At 70.0% G+C, this 17,892-nt stretch carries 20 protein-coding genes; 2 read left to right on the top strand and 18 right to left on the bottom strand.

From position 1 onward, the window contains the following. Positions 1-9 precede the first annotated feature (9 nt). On the top strand, positions 10-648 hold the full coding sequence (locus CLV30_RS03195; RefSeq protein WP_240723157.1) for a response regulator: 639 nt from the start codon (positions 10-12) through the stop codon (positions 646-648). A 93-nt stretch (positions 649-741) separates the two neighbouring features. Continuing rightward, positions 742-1,902: an ROK family glucokinase gene (locus CLV30_RS03190; RefSeq protein ID WP_106535746.1), complete on the top strand. Its 1,161-nt coding sequence runs from the start codon at positions 742-744 to the stop codon at positions 1,900-1,902. 130 nt (positions 1,903-2,032) lie between these two features. On the opposite strand, the gene CLV30_RS03185 is transcribed toward CLV30_RS03190, so the two are convergent. The 18 genes from CLV30_RS03185 to prfA all read right to left on the bottom strand — a co-directional run bounded on the left by CLV30_RS03185 (position 2,033) and on the right by prfA (position 17,792). After that, complete coding sequence (locus CLV30_RS03185) at positions 2,033-2,881, bottom strand: 3-hydroxyacyl-CoA dehydrogenase family protein (protein ID WP_106535745.1); 849 nt, start codon at positions 2,879-2,881, stop codon at positions 2,033-2,035. 13 nt (positions 2,882-2,894) lie between these two features. After that, positions 2,895-3,911 carry a phosphatase PAP2 family protein gene (locus CLV30_RS03180; protein ID WP_106535744.1) on the bottom strand — a complete coding sequence of 339 codons (1,017 nt, stop codon included), beginning with the start codon at positions 3,909-3,911 and terminating at the stop codon, positions 2,895-2,897. Then, the gene (gene murA, locus CLV30_RS03175; protein ID WP_106535743.1) at positions 3,904-5,178 is read right to left on the bottom strand and encodes a UDP-N-acetylglucosamine 1-carboxyvinyltransferase; all 1,275 of its coding nucleotides are present in this window, start codon (positions 5,176-5,178) and stop codon (positions 3,904-3,906) included. Before murA ends, CLV30_RS03180 begins: the two co-directional genes overlap by 8 nt. 83 nt (positions 5,179-5,261) lie before the next feature. Beyond that, positions 5,262-5,702, bottom strand: a complete 441-nt coding sequence (locus CLV30_RS03170; RefSeq protein WP_205740464.1) for a DUF2550 domain-containing protein — start codon at positions 5,700-5,702, stop codon at positions 5,262-5,264. 41 nt (positions 5,703-5,743) lie between these two features. Further along, positions 5,744-6,118 (bottom strand): F0F1 ATP synthase subunit epsilon, encoded by a 375-nt coding sequence (locus CLV30_RS03165; RefSeq protein WP_106535742.1) that lies wholly within the window; start codon positions 6,116-6,118, stop codon positions 5,744-5,746. A 237-nt stretch (positions 6,119-6,355) separates the two neighbouring features. Continuing rightward, a complete protein-coding gene (gene atpD, locus CLV30_RS03160) occupies positions 6,356-7,813 on the bottom strand; it encodes a F0F1 ATP synthase subunit beta (protein ID WP_106535741.1) in 1,458 nt (485 codons plus the stop codon). Positions 7,814-7,818: 5 nt separating this feature from the next. Further along, on the bottom strand, positions 7,819-8,790 hold the full coding sequence (locus CLV30_RS03155) for a F0F1 ATP synthase subunit gamma (RefSeq protein ID WP_106535740.1): 972 nt from the start codon (positions 8,788-8,790) through the stop codon (positions 7,819-7,821). 50 nt (positions 8,791-8,840) lie between these two features. Next, complete coding sequence (atpA, locus tag CLV30_RS03150) at positions 8,841-10,523, bottom strand: F0F1 ATP synthase subunit alpha (protein ID WP_106535739.1); 1,683 nt, start codon at positions 10,521-10,523, stop codon at positions 8,841-8,843. Between the two features lie 63 nt (positions 10,524-10,586). After that, positions 10,587-11,408, bottom strand: coding sequence for a F0F1 ATP synthase subunit delta (locus tag CLV30_RS03145; RefSeq protein WP_165358444.1), 822 nt, complete (start codon positions 11,406-11,408; stop codon positions 10,587-10,589). Continuing rightward, complete coding sequence (locus CLV30_RS03140) at positions 11,408-11,986, bottom strand: F0F1 ATP synthase subunit B (RefSeq protein WP_106535737.1); 579 nt, start codon at positions 11,984-11,986, stop codon at positions 11,408-11,410. The genes CLV30_RS03145 and CLV30_RS03140 overlap by 1 nt, the downstream gene beginning before the upstream one ends. Before the next feature lie 9 nt (positions 11,987-11,995). Beyond that, positions 11,996-12,199, bottom strand: coding sequence for an ATP synthase F0 subunit C (gene atpE, locus CLV30_RS03135; protein WP_106535736.1), 204 nt, complete (start codon positions 12,197-12,199; stop codon positions 11,996-11,998). Positions 12,200-12,241: 42 nt separating this feature from the next. Further along, positions 12,242-13,033, bottom strand: coding sequence for a F0F1 ATP synthase subunit A (atpB, locus tag CLV30_RS03130; RefSeq protein WP_205740465.1), 792 nt, complete (start codon positions 13,031-13,033; stop codon positions 12,242-12,244). 47 nt (positions 13,034-13,080) lie between these two features. Beyond that, a complete protein-coding gene (locus CLV30_RS03125) occupies positions 13,081-13,293 on the bottom strand; it encodes a hypothetical protein (RefSeq protein WP_205740466.1) in 213 nt (70 codons plus the stop codon). A 12-nt stretch (positions 13,294-13,305) separates the two neighbouring features. Continuing rightward, positions 13,306-13,752: a hypothetical protein gene (locus tag CLV30_RS03120; RefSeq protein ID WP_106535734.1), complete on the bottom strand. Its 447-nt coding sequence runs from the start codon at positions 13,750-13,752 to the stop codon at positions 13,306-13,308. A gap of 122 nt (positions 13,753-13,874) precedes the next feature. Further along, the gene (locus CLV30_RS03115) at positions 13,875-14,981 is read right to left on the bottom strand and encodes an MraY family glycosyltransferase (RefSeq protein WP_106535733.1); all 1,107 of its coding nucleotides are present in this window, start codon (positions 14,979-14,981) and stop codon (positions 13,875-13,877) included. Positions 14,982-14,996: 15 nt separating this feature from the next. Next, positions 14,997-15,659, bottom strand: coding sequence for an L-threonylcarbamoyladenylate synthase (locus tag CLV30_RS03110; protein ID WP_106535732.1), 663 nt, complete (start codon positions 15,657-15,659; stop codon positions 14,997-14,999). A gap of 146 nt (positions 15,660-15,805) precedes the next feature. Then, entirely contained in the window at positions 15,806-16,684 is an 879-nt protein-coding gene (locus CLV30_RS03105; protein ID WP_211300004.1) for a N5-glutamine methyltransferase family protein, read from the bottom strand. 19 nt (positions 16,685-16,703) lie between these two features. Then, positions 16,704-17,792 carry a peptide chain release factor 1 gene (prfA, locus tag CLV30_RS03100; protein WP_106536042.1) on the bottom strand — a complete coding sequence of 363 codons (1,089 nt, stop codon included), beginning with the start codon at positions 17,790-17,792 and terminating at the stop codon, positions 16,704-16,706. Positions 17,793-17,892: the final 100 nt, after the last annotated feature.

The following is a 17,892-nucleotide window of genomic DNA, read 5'->3' as shown; positions in this document are numbered from 1 at the left end:
TATGCCGCTGTGACGACGGTTCGCCTGCTGCTGGTCGACGACCACCCGGTCGTGCGCACCGGGCTGGCCGGGATGCTCGGCGCCGAGGACGACCTCGACGTGGTCGGTGAGGCCGGCGACGGCGCCGAGGCCGTCACGATGGCGTACCACCTGCGGCCCGACGTCGTGCTCATGGACCTGCGGATGCCGAACGTCGACGGCGCGGAGGCGACGACGCACATCCTCGCCGAATCGCCCGGAACCCGCGTGCTCGTGCTCACCACGTACGACACGGACACCGACATCGTGCGGGCGGTCGAGGCCGGCGCGGCCGGATACCTGCTCAAGGACACCCCGCGCACCGAACTGGCCGAGGCCGTGCGCGCCGCGCACCGCGGCGAGACCGTCCTGGCGCCGCCGGTGGCCGCCCGGCTCGTCCAGCGGATGCGCGCCCCGTCCGAGCCACAACTGACGCCCCGCGAGATGGAGGTGCTGGCGGCGGTCGCGACCGGCTCGTCCAACGCGGACATCGCGCGGACGCTGCACATCGGCGAGGCGACGGTGAAGACGCATCTGCTGCGAGTGTTCGCCAAGCTCGACGTCGACGACCGCACCGCTGCCGTCACCACCGCTTACGCGCGCGGCATCCTCACACCGCCGCAGCGCTGACGGCGCCGCCGACCGTACCGCCAAGGGGCCGCCAACAGCGCCGCTCCCGGCCCGGCGCCACCGGCCCGCCGACCAGGCCGCCATACTTGAGGGATGTCCCCAACTCGCGCGCGAGTCGCCCGGCTGGCGCTGCGGCCCACCATCGGCATCGACATCGGCGGAACGAAGGTCGCCGCGGGCGTCGTCGACGCCGAGGGTCGGGTCATCGACCGCGCCCACCGCGAGACTCCCAGCAAGAGCAAGAGCGCCCAGGTCGTCGAAGACACCATCGCCGACGTGGTCGCCGAGCTCGCAGCCCGGCACCACGCCCTCGCCGTCGGCATCGGCGCGGCCGGCTTCGTCGACGGCACCCAGTCGTCGGTCCTGTTCGCGCCGCACCTGGCGTGGCGGAACGAACCGCTGCGCGAGGCGGTGCACCGGCGGACCCGGCTGCCGGTGGTGGTCGACAACGACGCCAACGCCGCCGCGTGGGCGGAGTGCCGCTTCGGCGCGGCACAGGGCGAGTCGCACGTGGTGTGCGTGACTCTCGGCACCGGCATCGGCGGGGCGCTCGTGCTCGACGGTGTGCTGCACCGTGGCCGGTTCGGTGTGGCCGGCGAGTTCGGGCACATGGTCATCGTCCCGGGCGGTCACCGCTGCGAGTGCGGCAACCGCGGCTGCTGGGAGCAGTACGCCAGCGGCAACGCCCTGGTCCGTGAGGCGCGGGAGCTCGTCGTCAACGGCTCCCCCGTCGGGCACCGCATCGCCGAGGCGTGCGAGGGCGATCCGCGGCGCATCACCGGCCCCATGGTCAGCGAGCTGGCCCGTGAGGGCGACCCGGCCGCCGTCGAACTGCTGGAGGACGTCGGGCACTGGCTCGGCACCGGTCTGGCGAATCTGGCCGCAGCGCTGGACCCTGGCCTGTTGGTCGTCGGTGGTGGGGTTTCGGACGTGGGCGATCTGATGCTCGGCCCGGCGCGGACGTCGTTGCGGCGCACACTGACCGGCCGCGGCTTCCGTCCGGAGGCCGGCCTCAGCCGGGCGGCGCTGGGCAACGAGGCCGGGCTCATCGGGGCGGCCGACCTGGCCCGGCGCGAACGGCTGCGCCGCCGTGACCGCGCCAAGCTCGTGACGACGCGCCTGCTGCTGCCGCGTCGGATGAGCACCCACTCGACACCGGTGAGCCACAACCCGGAGCACACGTCCGGCACCGCGATCGACCCCGGCGTGCCCCGGCGCACGAACGGAAACCGCCGCCGCACCAGCGCCACCTGAAGGGGACATCCCGATGGCTCAAGGATCACCGTCAGAACAGCGTGCCGGTCGGACGGTGTGGCTCTCGTGCCGCTGTGACCACCACATCATCACACCGTGACGGCTTCCGTGCGGCTCGGCGGCTGCAGGCTCAGTAGGTGTAGAAGCCGCGGCCGGACTTGCGGCCCAGCTCACCGGCGTCGACCATGCGCCGTAGCAGCTCCGGCGGGAAGAACTTGTGGTCGGCCGTCTCGTCGTAGATGTTGCTGGAGGCGTGCATGAGCACGTCGACACCGGTCAGGTCCGTGGTCGCGAGCGGGCCCATGGCGTGACCGAAGCCGAGCTTGCAGGCGTTGTCGATGTCCTCGGCCGAGGCGACCCCCGACTCGTAGAGGTGCACCGCTTCCATCACCAACGCGCTGATCAGCCTGGTGGTGACGAAACCCGCGACGTCCCGGTTGACGACGACGCAGGTCTTGCCGACGGTCTCGGCGAACGTCCGCGCGCTGTCCAGCGTCTCGTCGCTGGTGCGCTGGCCGCGGACCAGCTCGCACAGCGCCATCATCGGCACCGGCGAGAAGAAGTGGGTGCCGACGACCGCCTCCGGTCGCTCGGTGGCCGCGGCGATGGTCGTGATCGGGATGGCGCTGGTGTTGGTGGCCAGCACCGCGTCCGGACCGCACACGCGGTCCAGCTCGGCGAACACGGACCGCTTCACGTCCACCCGCTCGAAGACCGCCTCGACGACGACGTCGGCGTCGGCGGCCGCGTCGAGCTCGGTCGTCAGGGTGATCCGGCCGAGCGCGGCGTCGCGGTCGGCGTCGGTGAGCCGGTTCTTCTGCACGAGCTTGCCGGTGCTGACCTCGATGGTGGCCATTCCGTGCCGGACGGTGTCGTCGTCGACGTCACGCAACACGACGTCGTATCCGCCGGTCGCCGCCACCTGTGCGATACCCGACCCCATCAGCCCGGCACCGATCACCGCGACTTTCTGCGTCATGCTCCTGCCTCCCTCAGCCGGCCGCGACAACGGCGGTCATCATGCCCGAGCGCTTGGCGCGCCAACGCTCCCACCAGCGTGCCACCCAGAGCACCAGAACGACGTAGATCCAGCCCAGCAGCACGTCGACGACGTAGTGCTCGCCGCCGTACACCAGCGTGAACGCCATGGCCGGCGGGAAGAGCACCAGGCACGCGCGCAGCAGCGGATGCCGCGTCAACGGCCAGAGCGTCACGGCGACCAGCAGGGCGAACGCGGCGTGCAGCGACGGCACCGCCGCGACCAGGTTCGACTCCGCCTGCGCGCCGGCCAGCCACTCGTCGGCGCTGCGCAGCCCCAGTTCCTCCCAGCCGCGTCCGACGAGTCGGTAGACCGGCGCGGCGATCTCGCCCTCTCCGGCGGCGTACCACGGCGGCGCGACCGGCAGCAGGATGTAGGTGGCCAGCCCGGCGTAGGACAGCAGGAGCACCCGCCGGATGTAGGCGACCCAACGCGGGCGGGCGTACAGGTAGAACACCGCCGCGATCAGCCACGGCAGCACGAAGTGCGTGAAGTACACCACCGCGATACCGACGTCCCACCAGCGCACCGACTGTTCCAGGAGCTGCGTCTGCAGCCAGACCGTCGGTGTCGTCCCGGCGAACAACGACTGCTCGACCTCGACGACCGAGCCCACGTGCACGGGCATACCGAGCCCGTCGGCGACGCCGCGGGTGTGGTCGTAGAGCACCAGCGCGGCCAGCAGCGGCAGCCAGTCGAGGAACGTCCGCACGTGCTCGCGCCAGGGCCGCCCGAGCTTCCCGGCGACGATGCCGATGAGGATCCAGCCCGTCTGCCCGATGCGGTCCATCGGGATGCCCTCGGTGACGCAGTAGGTGAGCAGCACCGTCACGTAGACCACCAGGCCGACGCGGCCCGGCGTCACGTGTGCCCGCCATGCGGCCGCCCGGTCGCGGTGTGTCAGCGGCCGCTCAGCGCTGTCCGGCGTCGTGGCGTCGCTGGTCGACTGCTGGCTGTCGACATCAGTCATCGAAGCCGTCCGGGTCCGGCTCTCGGACCACGTCGGCGCCGAGCGAGCAGAGTTCGCCGACCAGATCGGGGTAGCCGCGGTCGATGTGGTGCACCGCCGACACCAGCGTCTCGCCGTCGGCCACGAGCCCGGCCAGGACCAGCCCGGCCCCCGCCCGGATGTCGGTGGTGACCACCGGCGCACCGGACAGCGCCGAACGGCCGCGCACGATCGCGTGATGCCCGTCGATACGCACGTCCGCACCCAGCCGGGCCAGCTCGTTGACGAACATGAACCGCGCTTCGTAGACGTTCTCGGTGATCATCGCCGTGCCCTCGCTGACGGCGTCGAGAGCGACGATCATCGGCTGCAGGTCGGTGGGAAAACCCGGGTAGGGCAGCGTGACGACGTCGACCGCCCGCGGTCGCCCGGACATGGCCACGCGCAGCCCGTCAGCCGACGACTCGACGACGGCTCCGGCCGAGGTCAGGGTGTCGAGGACGATCTCGAGATGCTCGGGGCGGCCGTTGCTGATGGTGATGTCGCCGCGGGTCATGACGGCCGCCACGCCCCAGGTGCCGGTGACGATGCGGTCCGGCACGGTGGTGTGCTCGGTCGGGTGCATCCGGTCGGCACCCTCGACGCGCAACGTGGACGTGCCCACCCCGTCGATGTGCGCGCCCATCTCGGTCAGCATGGTGCAGATGTCGATGATCTCGGGCTCGCGGGCGGCGTTGTCGATGGTCGTGGTCCCCTGAGCCAGGACCGCGGCCATCAGGATGTTCTCGGTGGCGCCGACGCTGGGGAAGTCCAGCAGGATGGTCGCGCCGGTCAGCCCGCCCGGCGCGCGAGCGACCACGAAGCCGTGCTCCACACCGATGTCCGCGCCGAGTTTCGCCAGCCCTGCCATGTGCATGTCGAGCCCGCGCGAGCCGATGGCGTCGCCGCCCGGCAGCGCCACGTCGGCCGCGCCGCACCTGGCCAGCAGCGGGCCGAGCACGCAGATGGACGCCCGCAGCCGCCGCACCAGCTCGTACGGTGCGGCGTGGCCGATTTCGCCGGGCACGTCGATCGTCACCACGGTGCCGGTCCGCTCGACGTCCGCGCCGAGGCGGCGCAACAGTTCGGCCATGTAGTCGACGTCGGTGATGGCCGGCACGTCGTGCAGGATGGTACGTCCTTCGGCCAGCAACGCGGCGGCCATCAACTTCAGCGCGCTGTTCTTCGCGCCGTTCACCCGCACGGAGCCGCGCAGTGAGCTACCGCCAGCGACTCGAAATCTCTCCACTCCGCCGACCCTTCACCGTCGAGTCCAGACCCGTTGACCCGTACGCCGCAAAGGCGTGCTGCGAACGTTACGCCGCAGTACCGTCAGTCGACGAACTGCCCCCCAGGCGGTGCCGCCTCCAGCCAGGCGAGGAAAGCCGTCGCCGCCGACTCGCTCATGGACACCTCGACCGGCTCGTTCTCTACCGCGCAGACCAGCACGACGTGCCCGGCCGGAAGCTCGTAACTCTCTTCGGAGTCGGGGTCACGACGGTTCTCGACCGTCATGTCCTCTCGCTGGAACGAACGTTTCGGCCACGTGGTGAAACTGAAGGTGCGGAACCACTCGAGTGACTCCTCGCGGTAGCGGCCGATGCCGAACGCCCACCCGCCGGCCCAGCCGTCGTGACTGCTGCCGCGGACACACATGTCGAATCCACCGTCGCGCTGCAGGAGGCTTCGGCGGACGTACAGGGCGATGAGGATCAGGACCGCGGCCAGCGCGAGCGCGACCAGCACGACCAGGATCCACGACACCAGCGCCACCGATCACCTCCCCCGAACGTGGCCCGACGTTCTGTGCCGATCTAGCGGTGTGAGGCGACGCCGAGCCGGGCCTCGGCCCACTGACGCGCAGCCTCGTCGTCTGCCCCTTGCAGTTGTGCGATCTCCGCCTCGACGCCGACGGCGTCGACCTCCTCGGCCAGTACCGCCTGCTCGGCGAGCACTGCCACCCGGTCCTCGGACACCGACAGGAACCCGCCGGACACGGCCGCCACGACGGCACCGCCGTCCGCGGTCCGCACGGTCACCGGCCCGGTGACCAACACCGCCAGCACGGGCTCGTGGCCGGCCATGACGCCGACCTCGCCGTCCGGTGTGCGGGCGATCACGATGCTGGCAGAGCCCGACCAGACCTTGCGGTCGGCCGCGACGACCTCGACGTTCAGCTCTTTCGCCACAACCATTTCCCTTCCTAGGCTATGCGAGCCTACCGGCCGCCTCCGACACGGCGCTCCCCACCCCGGCCCACCCGACCTCACCGTCCGTCCCGCAGCGGGCCGGTCGGATCGGACGGGGCCGGGAGATTGGCGGCAGGCGCGTCAAGCGAGCTTGCGAGCAGCGCCAGAGCCAACTCCCGGCCCCGTCACGAAGGGCGACCACAAGCCCCACGCGACGCAACGACCGGTCACGAACAATTACGACGACATCTCGCGTGCGCGCTTCTCGGCGTCCTCGATGTTGCCGACGTAGCTGAACGCCTGTTCCGGCAGGTGGTCGTACTCGCCCTTGCAGATCGCGTCGAACGACTCGAGCGTCTCGGACAGCGGCACGAACACGCCCGGCTGGCCGGTGAACGCCTCGGCGACGAACATGTTCTGCGACAGGAACCGCTGGATCCGGCGCGCCCGGTTCACGGTGATCTTGTCCTCTTCGGACAGCTCGTCGACACCGAGAATCGCGATGATGTCCTGCAGCTCCTTGTACTTCTGCAGGATCTCCTTGACGTGGCTGGCGATGCGGTAGTGGTCCGCACCGATGTAGGCCGCGTCGAGGATCCGGCTGGACGAGTCCAGCGGGTCCACCGCCGGGTAGATGCCCTGCTGCGAGATCGGCCGCGACAGCACCGTCCGCACGTCGAGGTGCGCGAACGCCGTGTGCGGCGCGGGGTCGGTGATGTCGTCCGCCGGCACGTAAATGGCCTGCATCGACGTGATGGAGTGACCACGTGTCGACGTGATGCGCTCCTGCAGCTCGCCCATCTCGTCGGCCAGCGTCGGCTGGTAACCGACAGCCGACGGCATCCGGCCGAGCAGCGTCGAGACCTCGGAACCGGCCTGGGTGAACCGGAAGATGTTGTCGATGAACAGCAGCACGTCCTGGTTCTGGACGTCGCGGAAGTACTCGGCCATGGTGAGCGCCGACAGGGCGACGCGCATACGCGTGCCCGGGGGCTCGTCCATCTGTCCGAACACCAGCGCGGTGTCCTTGAGCACGTCCGCCTCGATCATCTCGACCCACAGGTCGTTGCCCTCACGGGTGCGCTCGCCGACACCGGCGAACACCGAGGTCCCGCCGAAGTTCCGCGCGACCCGGGTGATCATCTCCTTGATGAGCACCGTCTTGCCGACACCGGCACCGGCGAACAACCCGATCTTGCCACCCTGGACGTAGGGCGTGAGCAGGTCGAGCACCTTGATGCCGGTCTCCAGCATCTGAGTGGAGCCCTCGAGCTGGTCGAACGGCGGCGGCTTACGGTGGATGGACCACCGGTCGTCGGCCTTGATGGTCGACGGGTCCGTGTCCAGCGGGTGGCCCAGCGCGTTGTACACGTGGCCCTTGACGCCGTCGCCCACCGGCACCGTGATCGGCGAACCGGTGTCGCGGACGTTCGCGCCGCGGACCAGTCCGTCGGTCGGCTGCATCGAGATCGCCTTGATCAGGCCGTCGCCGATGTGCTGCTCGACCTCGAGCGTCAACGTACGGCGGCCACCGGCCTCTTCGGCCAGTTCGAGCTCGACCTCGAGCGCGTTGTAGATCGCCGGCATGTGCCCGGCACCGAACTCGACGTCGACGACCGGACCGATCACCCGGACGACCCGGCCGGTCGCGCCGACGGGCGCGGTCGCCGTGCCTTCACTTTCTGTCGTGGTCATGAGTCCTATTCACTCCCTGCGGTCGCCAACGCATCCGCGCCGCCGACGATCTCGCTGATTTCCTGGGTGATCTCGGCCTGGCGAGCCGAGTTCGCCTGACGGGTCAGGCTCTCCTGCAGTTCTCCGGCGTTGTCGGTCGCCGACTTCATCGCGCGCCGACGCGCGGCCCACTCGGACGCGGCCGCATCGAGCAACGTCGTGTACACGAGGTTACCCGCGTACTGCGGCAACAGCGTGCCCAGCACCTCGTCGGCCGACGGCTCGAAGTCGTACAGCGGCAGCGCGTGGTTGTCGCCACCGGCTCGCGACTCGGCGGCGGCCCCGCCGGTGTCGCCGCGCTGGGCGGCGATCTCGGCGTGCTGCAGCTCTTCGGGCACGTCCTCGACCACGATCGGGAACAACCGGCGCGCGCGCACCTGCTGCGTGACCATGTTCTTGAAGTGCGTGGACACGACATGGATCTCGTCGACGCCGCCGTCGTCGGTCGGCGTGTTGATCGCCTCGAGCAGGTCGTCGGCGATCGCCCGCGCGTCGGCGTAGGTCGGCTTCCCGGTGAACCCGGCGTACTCGCCACCGGTCTCGCGCGAACGGAACCGGAACCAGTTGACGCCCTTGCGGCCCACGACGTACGGCCGGACCTCCTGGCCGTTGCCGTTGAGCAGGCCGGTCAGCGACTCCGCCTCACGGATCACGTTCGCCGAGTACGCGCCGGCGAAACCGCTGTCGCTGGTGACCACCAGCACCGCCGAACGCCTGGGCGTGCCGACACCCTCGATCAACGGGTGATCGAGCCGGGCACGGTCGGCGGCCGCTTCCAGCGCCTCGACCAGCGCCCTCGTGTAGGGGCGCGCCGCCTCGGCGGACTGCTGCGCCTTGGCGATCCGCGACGTCGCGATCAGTTCCTGCGCGCGCGTGATCTTCTTGATGGAGCCGACCGACCGGATGCGCTCACGCAGCTCCCGAAGTTGTGCTCCCATGGCTCAGCGACCTCCTCTCTCGCCCTCGTCGATCGACGCGGACCGGCCCGTCACTCGTCGCCCGCGTCGGGCCGGGCCGCCTCGCGGATCTCCGACTCACGGCGGGTGTGCCGGCGCAGGACCGTCAGGTCCTCCTCGCCTTCCTCCATCGCCGCGACCGGCTCGTCCTTCACCAGCGGTTGGCCCGATGCGGTGACGAACTGCTGCTTGAACTCGTCGACCGCGCTCTCCAGCGTGGCCCGGACGTCGTCCGGCAGCTTGCCCGTCCCGCGGATGGTCTCGTAGATGTCGTTGTGCTCGCGGCCCAGGTAGTCGAGGAACTCCGACTCGAACCGGCGGATGTCCTCGACCGGCACGTCGTCCATCTTGCCGTTGGTGCCCGCCCAGATCACCACGACCTGGCGCTCCACCGCCATCGGCGACGCCTGCGGCTGCTTGAGCAGCTCGACAAGACGTTCACCACGGTCGAGCTGCGCCTTACTGGTCGGGTCGAGGTCCGAGGCGAACGCGGCGAACGCCTTCAGCTCGTCGTACTGCGCCTGCGCCAGTCGCAACGTTCCCGCGACGTCCTTCATCGCCTTGACCTGGGCGTCACCGCCGACTCGGGACACCGAGATACCGACGTTGACCGCCGGGCGCACACCCGAGTTGAACAGGTCGGACTGCAGGAAGCACTGCCCGTCGGTGATGGAGATGACGTTGGTCGGGATGAACGCCGACACGTCGTTGGCCTTCGTCTCGATGATCGGCAGGCCGGTCAGCGACCCGCCGCCGAGCTCGTCGGACAGCTTCGCGCAGCGCTCGAGCAGCCGCGAGTGCAGGTAGAACACGTCACCAGGGAACGCCTCACGGCCCGGCGGGCGGCGCAGCAGCAGCGAGATGGCGCGGTAGGCGTCGGCCTGCTTGGACAGGTCGTCGAAGACGATCAGGACGTGCTTGCCCTGATACATCCAGTGCTGCCCGAGGGCCGAGCCGGTGTACGGCGACAGGTACTTGTACCCCGCAGCGTCGGATGCCGGCGCCGCCACGATGGTCGTGTACTCCAGCGCCCCGGCCTCCTCCAGCTGCTGCCGGATGCCGGAGATGGTCGAGCCCTTCTGACCGGTCGCCACGTAGATGCAGCGCACCTGCTTCTGCGGGTCGCCGCTCTTCCAGTTCTCGACCTGGTTCAGGATCGTGTCGATGGCCACCGCGGTCTTACCGGTCTGACGGTCACCGATGATCAGCTGGCGCTGCCCGCGGCCGATGGGCGTCATCGAGTCGATCGCCTTGATGCCGGTCTGCAGCGGCTCGTTCACACCCTGGCGGCCGATCACCGACGGTGCCTGCAGCTCGAGCGCACGCCGCTGCTCGGACTCGATCTCGCCGAGACCGTCCAGCGGGTGGCCCAGCGGGTCGATGACGCGGCCGAGGAAGCCGTCGCCGACCGGCACCGACAGCACCTCGCCGGTGCGCCGGACCGTCTGCCCCTCCTCGATGCCGGCGAACTCACCCAGCACGACGACGCCGATCTCACGGACCTCGAGGTTCAGCGCCAGTCCGAGAGTGCCGTCCTCGAACTCCAGGAGCTCGTTGGCCATCGCGGACGGCAGCCCCTCGACCCGGGCGATGCCGTCGCCGGCGACCACGACGTGCCCGACCTCTTCACGGACAGCCGCGGCCGGCTGGTAGGACTCCACGAAGGCGTTGAGCGCCTCCCGAATCTCCTCCGGACGGATTGTCAGCTCCGTCATCGTTACTCCTGCTCTCTTTGGGCTCGTGATCGTTTGTCGGCCGGGTGCCGGACGTGGGACATGTCACATACCCACCGCGAGTCGCCGGCGTGCGGCATCGATGCGGCTGGTGACGGTGCCGTCGACGACCTCGTCGTCGAACTCCACCCGCACACCGCCCACGAGCCCGGGCTCGACGACGACGTTCAGCAGCACCGGGCCACCGGCGCGCTCGGCCAGGTTGCGCTCCAGCCGTTCCCGCTGTTGTGGACTCAGCGGCGCGGCGACGTGCGCCACCGCGATGCGGCGCTCACGCTGCTTGGCCGCCAGCGCCATGATGTGTTCCAGCTGTGCCTCGAGGCTACGCATCCGCCGCTCGGTCACCGCGTACTCGACCAGCCGAGTCGTCTCCGGAACCGCCTTGCCCTCGACGAGGGTGCGGACCAGCGTGCGCAGCGACTCCACCGGGGCTGCGGTGTTCAGCAGCGCCGAGCGCAGCTCCCGGTCGCCACGCACGACCTGGCCGAACCGGAAGATCTCTTCCTCGACCGTGTCGAGACGTCCGTTGAAGCGTGCGGCCAGCAGGTGCGCCAGCACCCCGAACTCTTCGACGGCCGCGCTCAGCTCACCCGGCCCGGACCACCGCTCGCGGGCGCAGGCCGCGACGACGTCGACCGCCGCAGCATCGACCTGGTCGGCGATCAGGCCCCGGATGAACGACTCGCGATCCTCCGGCGCACGCCCGGTGTCGGTCAACGCGCGGCGCACCGACGGCCGGGAAACGAGGAACCCGGCCACCGAGAACAGCGCGTCGCCCACCTCCGACGCCCTGTCCTGGGCGTCGGAGACGATCGACACGACACGCTGCTGCAGCTCGTCGTGTGCGTGACCTTCACGGTCCTGCATCATTCGTCCCTACTGGCCGGTCCGACCGCCGCGTCCGATGCCTCGGCCGATTCGAGGTCGTCGAGGAAACGCTCGACGACCCGCTGCGAGCGCTCGTCGTCCTCGAGCGCCTCGCCGACGATCCGGCTGGCCAGCGTCGTGGCCAGGGTCCCGACCTCGGTGCGCAGCGAACGCAGCACCTGCTCACGCTCGGCCTCGATCTGCGCGTGAGCCCGAGACGTGATCCGCTGCGCCTCTTCCTCGGCCTCGCGCCGCATGTCGTCGACGATCGTCTGGCCCTGCTGTTTCGCGTCCTCGCGGATGCGAGCCGCCTCGCTGCGCGCCTCGGACAGCTGGCTGCGGTACTGCTCGAGCAGCTGCTGCGCCTCGGCCTGCGACTCCTCGGCCTCCTTCATGCCACCTTCGATGCTGGCCGTGCGCTCGGCGTAGGTCTTCTCGAACATCGGGAACACCTTGGCCCGAAGGAAGAAGAACAACAGCCCGAACGCGACCAGCCCGACGATGATCTCGGACGTGTGCGGCAGAACCGGGTTCGGTTCCTCTGCCGCGAGGATCGTCATGTTCGATGCCGTCAACATGGGCACCGACTACAGCGCGAAGGCGAGGCCGATACCGATGATGGCCAGCGCCTCGGCGAGAGCGAAGCCCAGAATCGCGATGCCCTGCAGCACGCTGCGGGCCTCGGGCTGGCGGGCGACGCCGTTGATGTAGGCAGCGAAGATCAGGCCGATGCCGACACCCGGGCCGATGGCCGCGAGGCCGTAACCGACCATGTTCAGGGAGCCTTCCATCCTTCTTCCTTTCCTAGTGGGTCAAGCTCAGGGAACTTTTGCTCAGTGCTCGTGGGTGAGCGCGCCGCCGATGTAGATGGCGGTGAGCAGAGTGAAGACGTACGCCTGCAGGATCTGAATGAACCCCTCGAAGAACGTCAGCACGATGCTGAACAACAGGGACACGCTGCCGGCCGCGTAGCCGACCACACCCTGGTACTCGGTGATCAGGTACTCGCCACCCAGAATCGTCAGCAGCAGGACCAGGTGGCCGGCGAACATGTTGAACGTGAGTCGCAGTGTGAGCGTCGCCGGGCGGAACACGACTGTGGACAGGAACTCCAGCGGCGCCAGCAGCGGGTACAGCGCCTTCGGCACCCCCGGCGGGAACATCATGTTCTTGAAGTACCCGCCGAAGCCCTGCCGGCGGATGCCCACGTAGTTGAAGATGATCCACGAGATCGCGGCCAGACCGAGCGGGATTCCGATCTTGGATGTCGCCGGCAATTGCAGGATCGGGATGATCCCGGAAATGTTCAGGGCGACGAGAAAGCCGAACAGCGTCACCAGGTACGGGACGTACTTGGAGCCCTCGCGCCCGATGGCGTCCATGGCGATCTGGTTACGGACGAATCCGTAGAAGCTTTCCGCGGCGAATTGCAGCTTGCCGGGAACCACCGTGGCCCGGCGTGCGGCGAAGTAGAAGAATGCACCCACCGCGATCGTGCCGAGCACGACCACCAGCATGGGCTTGGTGAAGAACGTCCCCTCACCGAAAATCGGCGGGAATTCGAAGTCGGCCGGCCCTGGACTGTGGAACTCCGGCGACTCAGCGGCGATCATCCGAGTGCTCACGGGGTCCTTTCCTCAATGCGCCTCGGCGCGTCCGTCGGGGTGCCAGGTCAGGACTTACCGTATCTGACCCATACGAGGTACAAGGCGGCGCCCATACCTACCAGGAGACCCAGCATCACGAAGATGGTGTTGTCGAGCCACTCGGAGACGAGCCAGCCGACGCCACCCCATACCGCGATGCCGGATACGATCAGCCCGGAGGCGTCCCATGCATTGGCATGGTCCCGACGACGCAGGTCATCGTGCTCCTCCGCGCTCATGGCAGGTCGATCCTACTGGCTGGGGTCATCGGCGACGAAATCGGGGGGCCGTGCGCTCGATCGAGGCTGGTGTCCCCGGACCGACGTCACCACGTGGACCAAGATCCACGTCAGCGCGCATGCGACAATAGTCACACCGAGCGAGCGCTCGTCGAGTGCGTCGAGACCACTGCTCACCTGCAGCGCCATCAGCACGACCGCCAGTCGCAGGGTGTAGGTCAGCAGCAGCACGGCCATGCCGGTGCCCGCGCCGGTGCGCAACTCGCGGACCACGAACAGCGGGATCATCCCGGACCAGAAGAACCCGACGACCAGCAGCGTCGCCCCGGCCGCGCCGACGAGGCCGGCGGTCCCGGCCGTCACCCAGGCCAGCACCGCGCACACCACACCCGCGGCCACCGTCGCGCGCCGGGCCACCGAGTGCGCTCCCCGAGCGCGTCCCGCACGGGCGAGCCGCATCCACGTCACCGGGGCCCGCTTCGGAGCGCACGAGCAGTTGTCACAGTCATGAGACGGGCAGTCTATTCAGCGCCGGAGCGCGGCCACAAACGTCGGGCCACGCCCGTCCCCGCGTCCGCCGGTCAGGCGTTGACGCCGCGCCGGAACAACCGGCGCGGGTGCCCGGTGGTGAACGCGATCATCACTAGCACCGCGACCGCCACCAGGACGTACGTCGTCCAGCCGCCCACCATCGCGATGACCACCACGCCGAACGACACCAGGCCGGCCCACACCCACATGATCGCCACCGCCCGCCGCGGCGAGTGCCCCACCTGCAGCAACCGGTGGTGCAAGTGCCGCTTGTCGGGCGCGAACGGCGACCTGCCTGCCCGCGTGCGCCGGACGACGGCGAGCATCATGTCCAGGAACGGCAGCAGGATGACCGCCAGCGGCAGCACGAGCGGCAACATGGTCAGCAGGAAACTGGTCGCCTCGACGTCCTGGCTGGGCAGCCGACCGGTCAGGCTGATGGACCCGGCGGCCAGCAGCATGCCGATGAGCATCGCTCCCGAGTCGCCCATGAAGATCTTCGCCGGCGCCACGTTGTGCGGCAGCAATCCGGCGCACACGCCGACGACCACGATCGACACGAGCGCCGGGGTGCTCATCCGGCTGATCTCGTTCACCACGTCCAGCAGGTAGGCGTACGAGAAGAACGCACCCGCACCGACGCCGACCACCCCGGCGGCCAGGCCGTCCAGCCCGTCGATGAAGTTCACCGCGTTCGCCGCGCCGACCACCAGGAAGACGGTCAGCAGCGCCCCCTGGGTCTGGTCGAGGATGAACGTCCCCCCGGGCAGCGGCAGCCACACCAGCTGCACACCGAGGACCACGAGCAGTCCGGCGGAGAGCAGCTGTCCGGCGAACTTCGTCAACGCCGACAGGTCCCAGATGTCGTCGGCCACGCCGACCAGGCAGATCACCGACGCCGCGGCGATCAGCGCCCACGCGTCGCTGGACTCCTCGAACACGCCGCGCAGCCGGGGCAGGTAGCTCGCGACGAGCATCGCCGCCAGCATGCCCACCAGCATGGCGATACCGCCGAGGCGCGGCACCGGCTCCCGGTGGACGTCGCGGTCGCGGACCGGAGGCACCGCCCCCACCCAGTAGGCGAACCTTCCGGCCAGGCCGACGACCAGATACGTCACGGACGCCGCGACGAAGAAGGTGAGCAGGTACTCGCGCACGGGCGGCGGCGCTCCCTACGCGTCCGGAACCGCGGCGTCGTCCCCCTGGATCTCGGGGACGACCTCCTGCAACCGGTCCAGTCCGAGGGCGCCCTGCCGTAGCACCCGCGGCGTGTCGCCGCTGACGTCGACGATGGTCGACGGGGTGTCCTGGCCGGTGGAGCCGGACTCGAGGTAGACGGCCACACTGTCGCCGAGCTGTTCGCGCGCGTCCGCGGCGGTGCGCGCCGGCGGCCGCCCGGAGACGTTCGCACTGCTCACCGCCAGCGGTCCGGTCTCTTTGAGCAGGTCGAGGGCGACGTCGTGATCGGGCATGCGCACCGCGACGGTCCCGGAGGTGTCGCCGAGGTCCCAGTGCAGCGACGGCTGCTCGGCGCAGATCAACGTGAGCCCGCCCGGCCAGAACGCCTCGACCAGCGCGTCCACCGTCGGCCCGGTCACCGCGACGCCGCTGAGCATCGCCGTCGAGCCGACCAGCACCGGCACCGGCATGTCCCTGCCGCGTCCCTTCGCCGCCAGCAGCGCCGTGACGGCGTCGGGGGTGAACGCGTCCGCGGCGATGCCGTAGACCGTGTCGGTGGGGAAGACCACCAGCCGGCCGTTGCGGACGGCACGGCGCGCGGCGCCCAGCCCGCGGACGCGTTTGGTCTCGTCCGAGCAGTCGTACAGCGGGGTCACGGTGTCATCCTCTCTCGCGCGGTCGGCCGGACGGTATCAGGGTGCTCTGGCTCGCGGCTGCAGCCATCACCAGGACTCTCACCGCATCACCAGGCCTGTACGGGTGGTGACGCATGGAATGCCCTGCATGCCATCCGACTACATGATCATTCCGCGGGTGAGGTGCGCCGGGCAGTAAGGTACCGCGGGCGGCCGTTCAGGTCCGGGTGATCGACGACATCGGTCCACGATCCGGTGGCGCGGAACACGTCCGGCGCGGAGGTTCCCTGCACGTCGGCATGCTCGGCGACGACGAGGCCGGCGCCGGTCAGCAGGTGCCCCGCCACCCGTTCGAGGGTGCGCATCGCGTCCAGGCCGTCCGGCCCGGACCACAGCGCCGCTCCCGGATCGTGGTCGACCACCTCGGGATCGCGGATCCGCGCGCCGGACGGCACGTACGGCGGGTTCGCGACTACGACGTCCACCCTTCCGAGCAGCATCGACATGCTCCGCTCGGTGATGGACCCGACATCGTCACGATGCACGACGACGGACGCGCCGGCCGCGTTGCGGCGCAACCACTCCACCGCGTCGTCCTCGCTCTCGACCGCGTGCACGACACACGGACGGACCTCGGTGGACACCGAGATCGCGATGGCGCCGGTACCGGCGTAGAGGTCGACGACGACCGGCACACGACCGGCCGCCACCACCGCCCGTGCTTCCTCGACGGCCGCGCCCGCGGTCAGCTCGGTCTCCGGCCGGGGCACGAACACGCCGGGCCCCACCTGCACCGTGATGTGGCGGAACGCTGCGCTGCCGGTCAGGTGCTGCAGCGGCTCGCGGGCCGCGCGCCGCGTGATCAGCGCCTCGTAGGCCGCGCCGAACGTGCCGTCCGGCTCGGGGCACGTGTGCAGCTCGCCCCGCTCGATACCGAGCACGTGCGCGGCGAGCACCTCGGCGTCGTGACGCGCCGACGGCACGTCGGACTCGGTCAGCCGCGCCGCGGCGTCGCGGATCTGCTCACGCAGTGGCGCCGGTGTCACGGCCGCACCGTCCGTGCCGTCATGTCCGCTCCGCTTGATCGGTGGCCGCGAGCCCGGCCTCGGCGTCCGCGTCGACCAGGGCCTGCACGACCGGGTCGAGGTCGCCGTCGAGCACGGCATCGAGGTTGTGTGCCTTGTACCCGACCCGGTGGTCGGTGATCCGGTTCTCCGGGAAGTTGTAGGTCCGCACCCGCTCGGAGCGGTCGACCGTGCGCACCTGGCTGCGGCGCGCGTCGGCGGCCTCCCGCTCGGCCTCCTCCTGAGCCGCGGCCAGCAGCCGCGCCCGCAGGATCCGCATCGCCTGCTCGCGGTTCTGCAACTGGCTCTTCTCGTTCTGACACGAGACGACGATGCCGGTGGGCAGGTGGGTGATGCGCACCGCGGAGTCGGTCGTGTTCACGCTCTGCCCGCCGGGGCCGGAGGAACGGAACACGTCCACACGGAGGTCGTTCGGGCCGATCTCGACCTCGCCCTCCTCGTCGGCCTCCGGAAGCACCAGCACCCCCGCCGCCGAGGTGTGGATGCGGCCCTGGCTCTCGGTGACCGGAACCCGCTGCACCCGGTGCACGCCGCCCTCGTACTTCAGCCGGGCGTACGGGGCCGTTCCCAGCTCGGCGGTGTCACGGGCCTTCACCGCGACCGTGACGTCCTTGTACCCGCCGAGATCGGACTCCTCGGTCTCGAGGACCTGGGTCGACCACCCGGAGCGCTCGGCGAAGCGCAGATACATGCGCAGCAGGTCCGCGGCGAACAGCGCCGACTCGGCCCCGCCTTCGCCGGCCTTGACCTCGAGCAGCACGTCACGGTCGTCGTTCGGGTCGCGCGGCGTCAACAGTACGCGAAGCCTGTCCGCGAGCTCCTGCTCGCGCCGCGCGTTCTCGTCCGCCTCGGCTGCGAAGGCGGGGTCGTCGGCCGCGAGCTCCAGCGCGGCACGGCGGTCCTCACCGGCGGCGCGCCACTGCTGGTAGACCTTCACCACGGCCGACAGTTCGGCGTAGCGCCGGGCCAGCTTGCGTGCACGGGCGGCGTCGGCGTGCACCGAAGGGTCGGCCATCCGCTCCTCGAGCTCGGCATGCTCGGCGACCAGAGCTTCGACACCCTCGAACACCACGACACCTCCCTCGACACCTCGAACGGCGACTATCCGGCCACGTGGAAGCGGCGGGGATTCCTGTACTGCGTAGCCGGCGTCTAAAGAGGTGGACCTG

This window comes from Haloactinopolyspora alba (assembly GCF_003014555.1).
GTDB classification, from domain to species: Bacteria; Actinomycetota; Actinomycetes; order Jiangellales; family Jiangellaceae; genus Haloactinopolyspora; species Haloactinopolyspora alba.
This window is presented reverse-complemented; position numbering and strand designations above follow the sequence as displayed.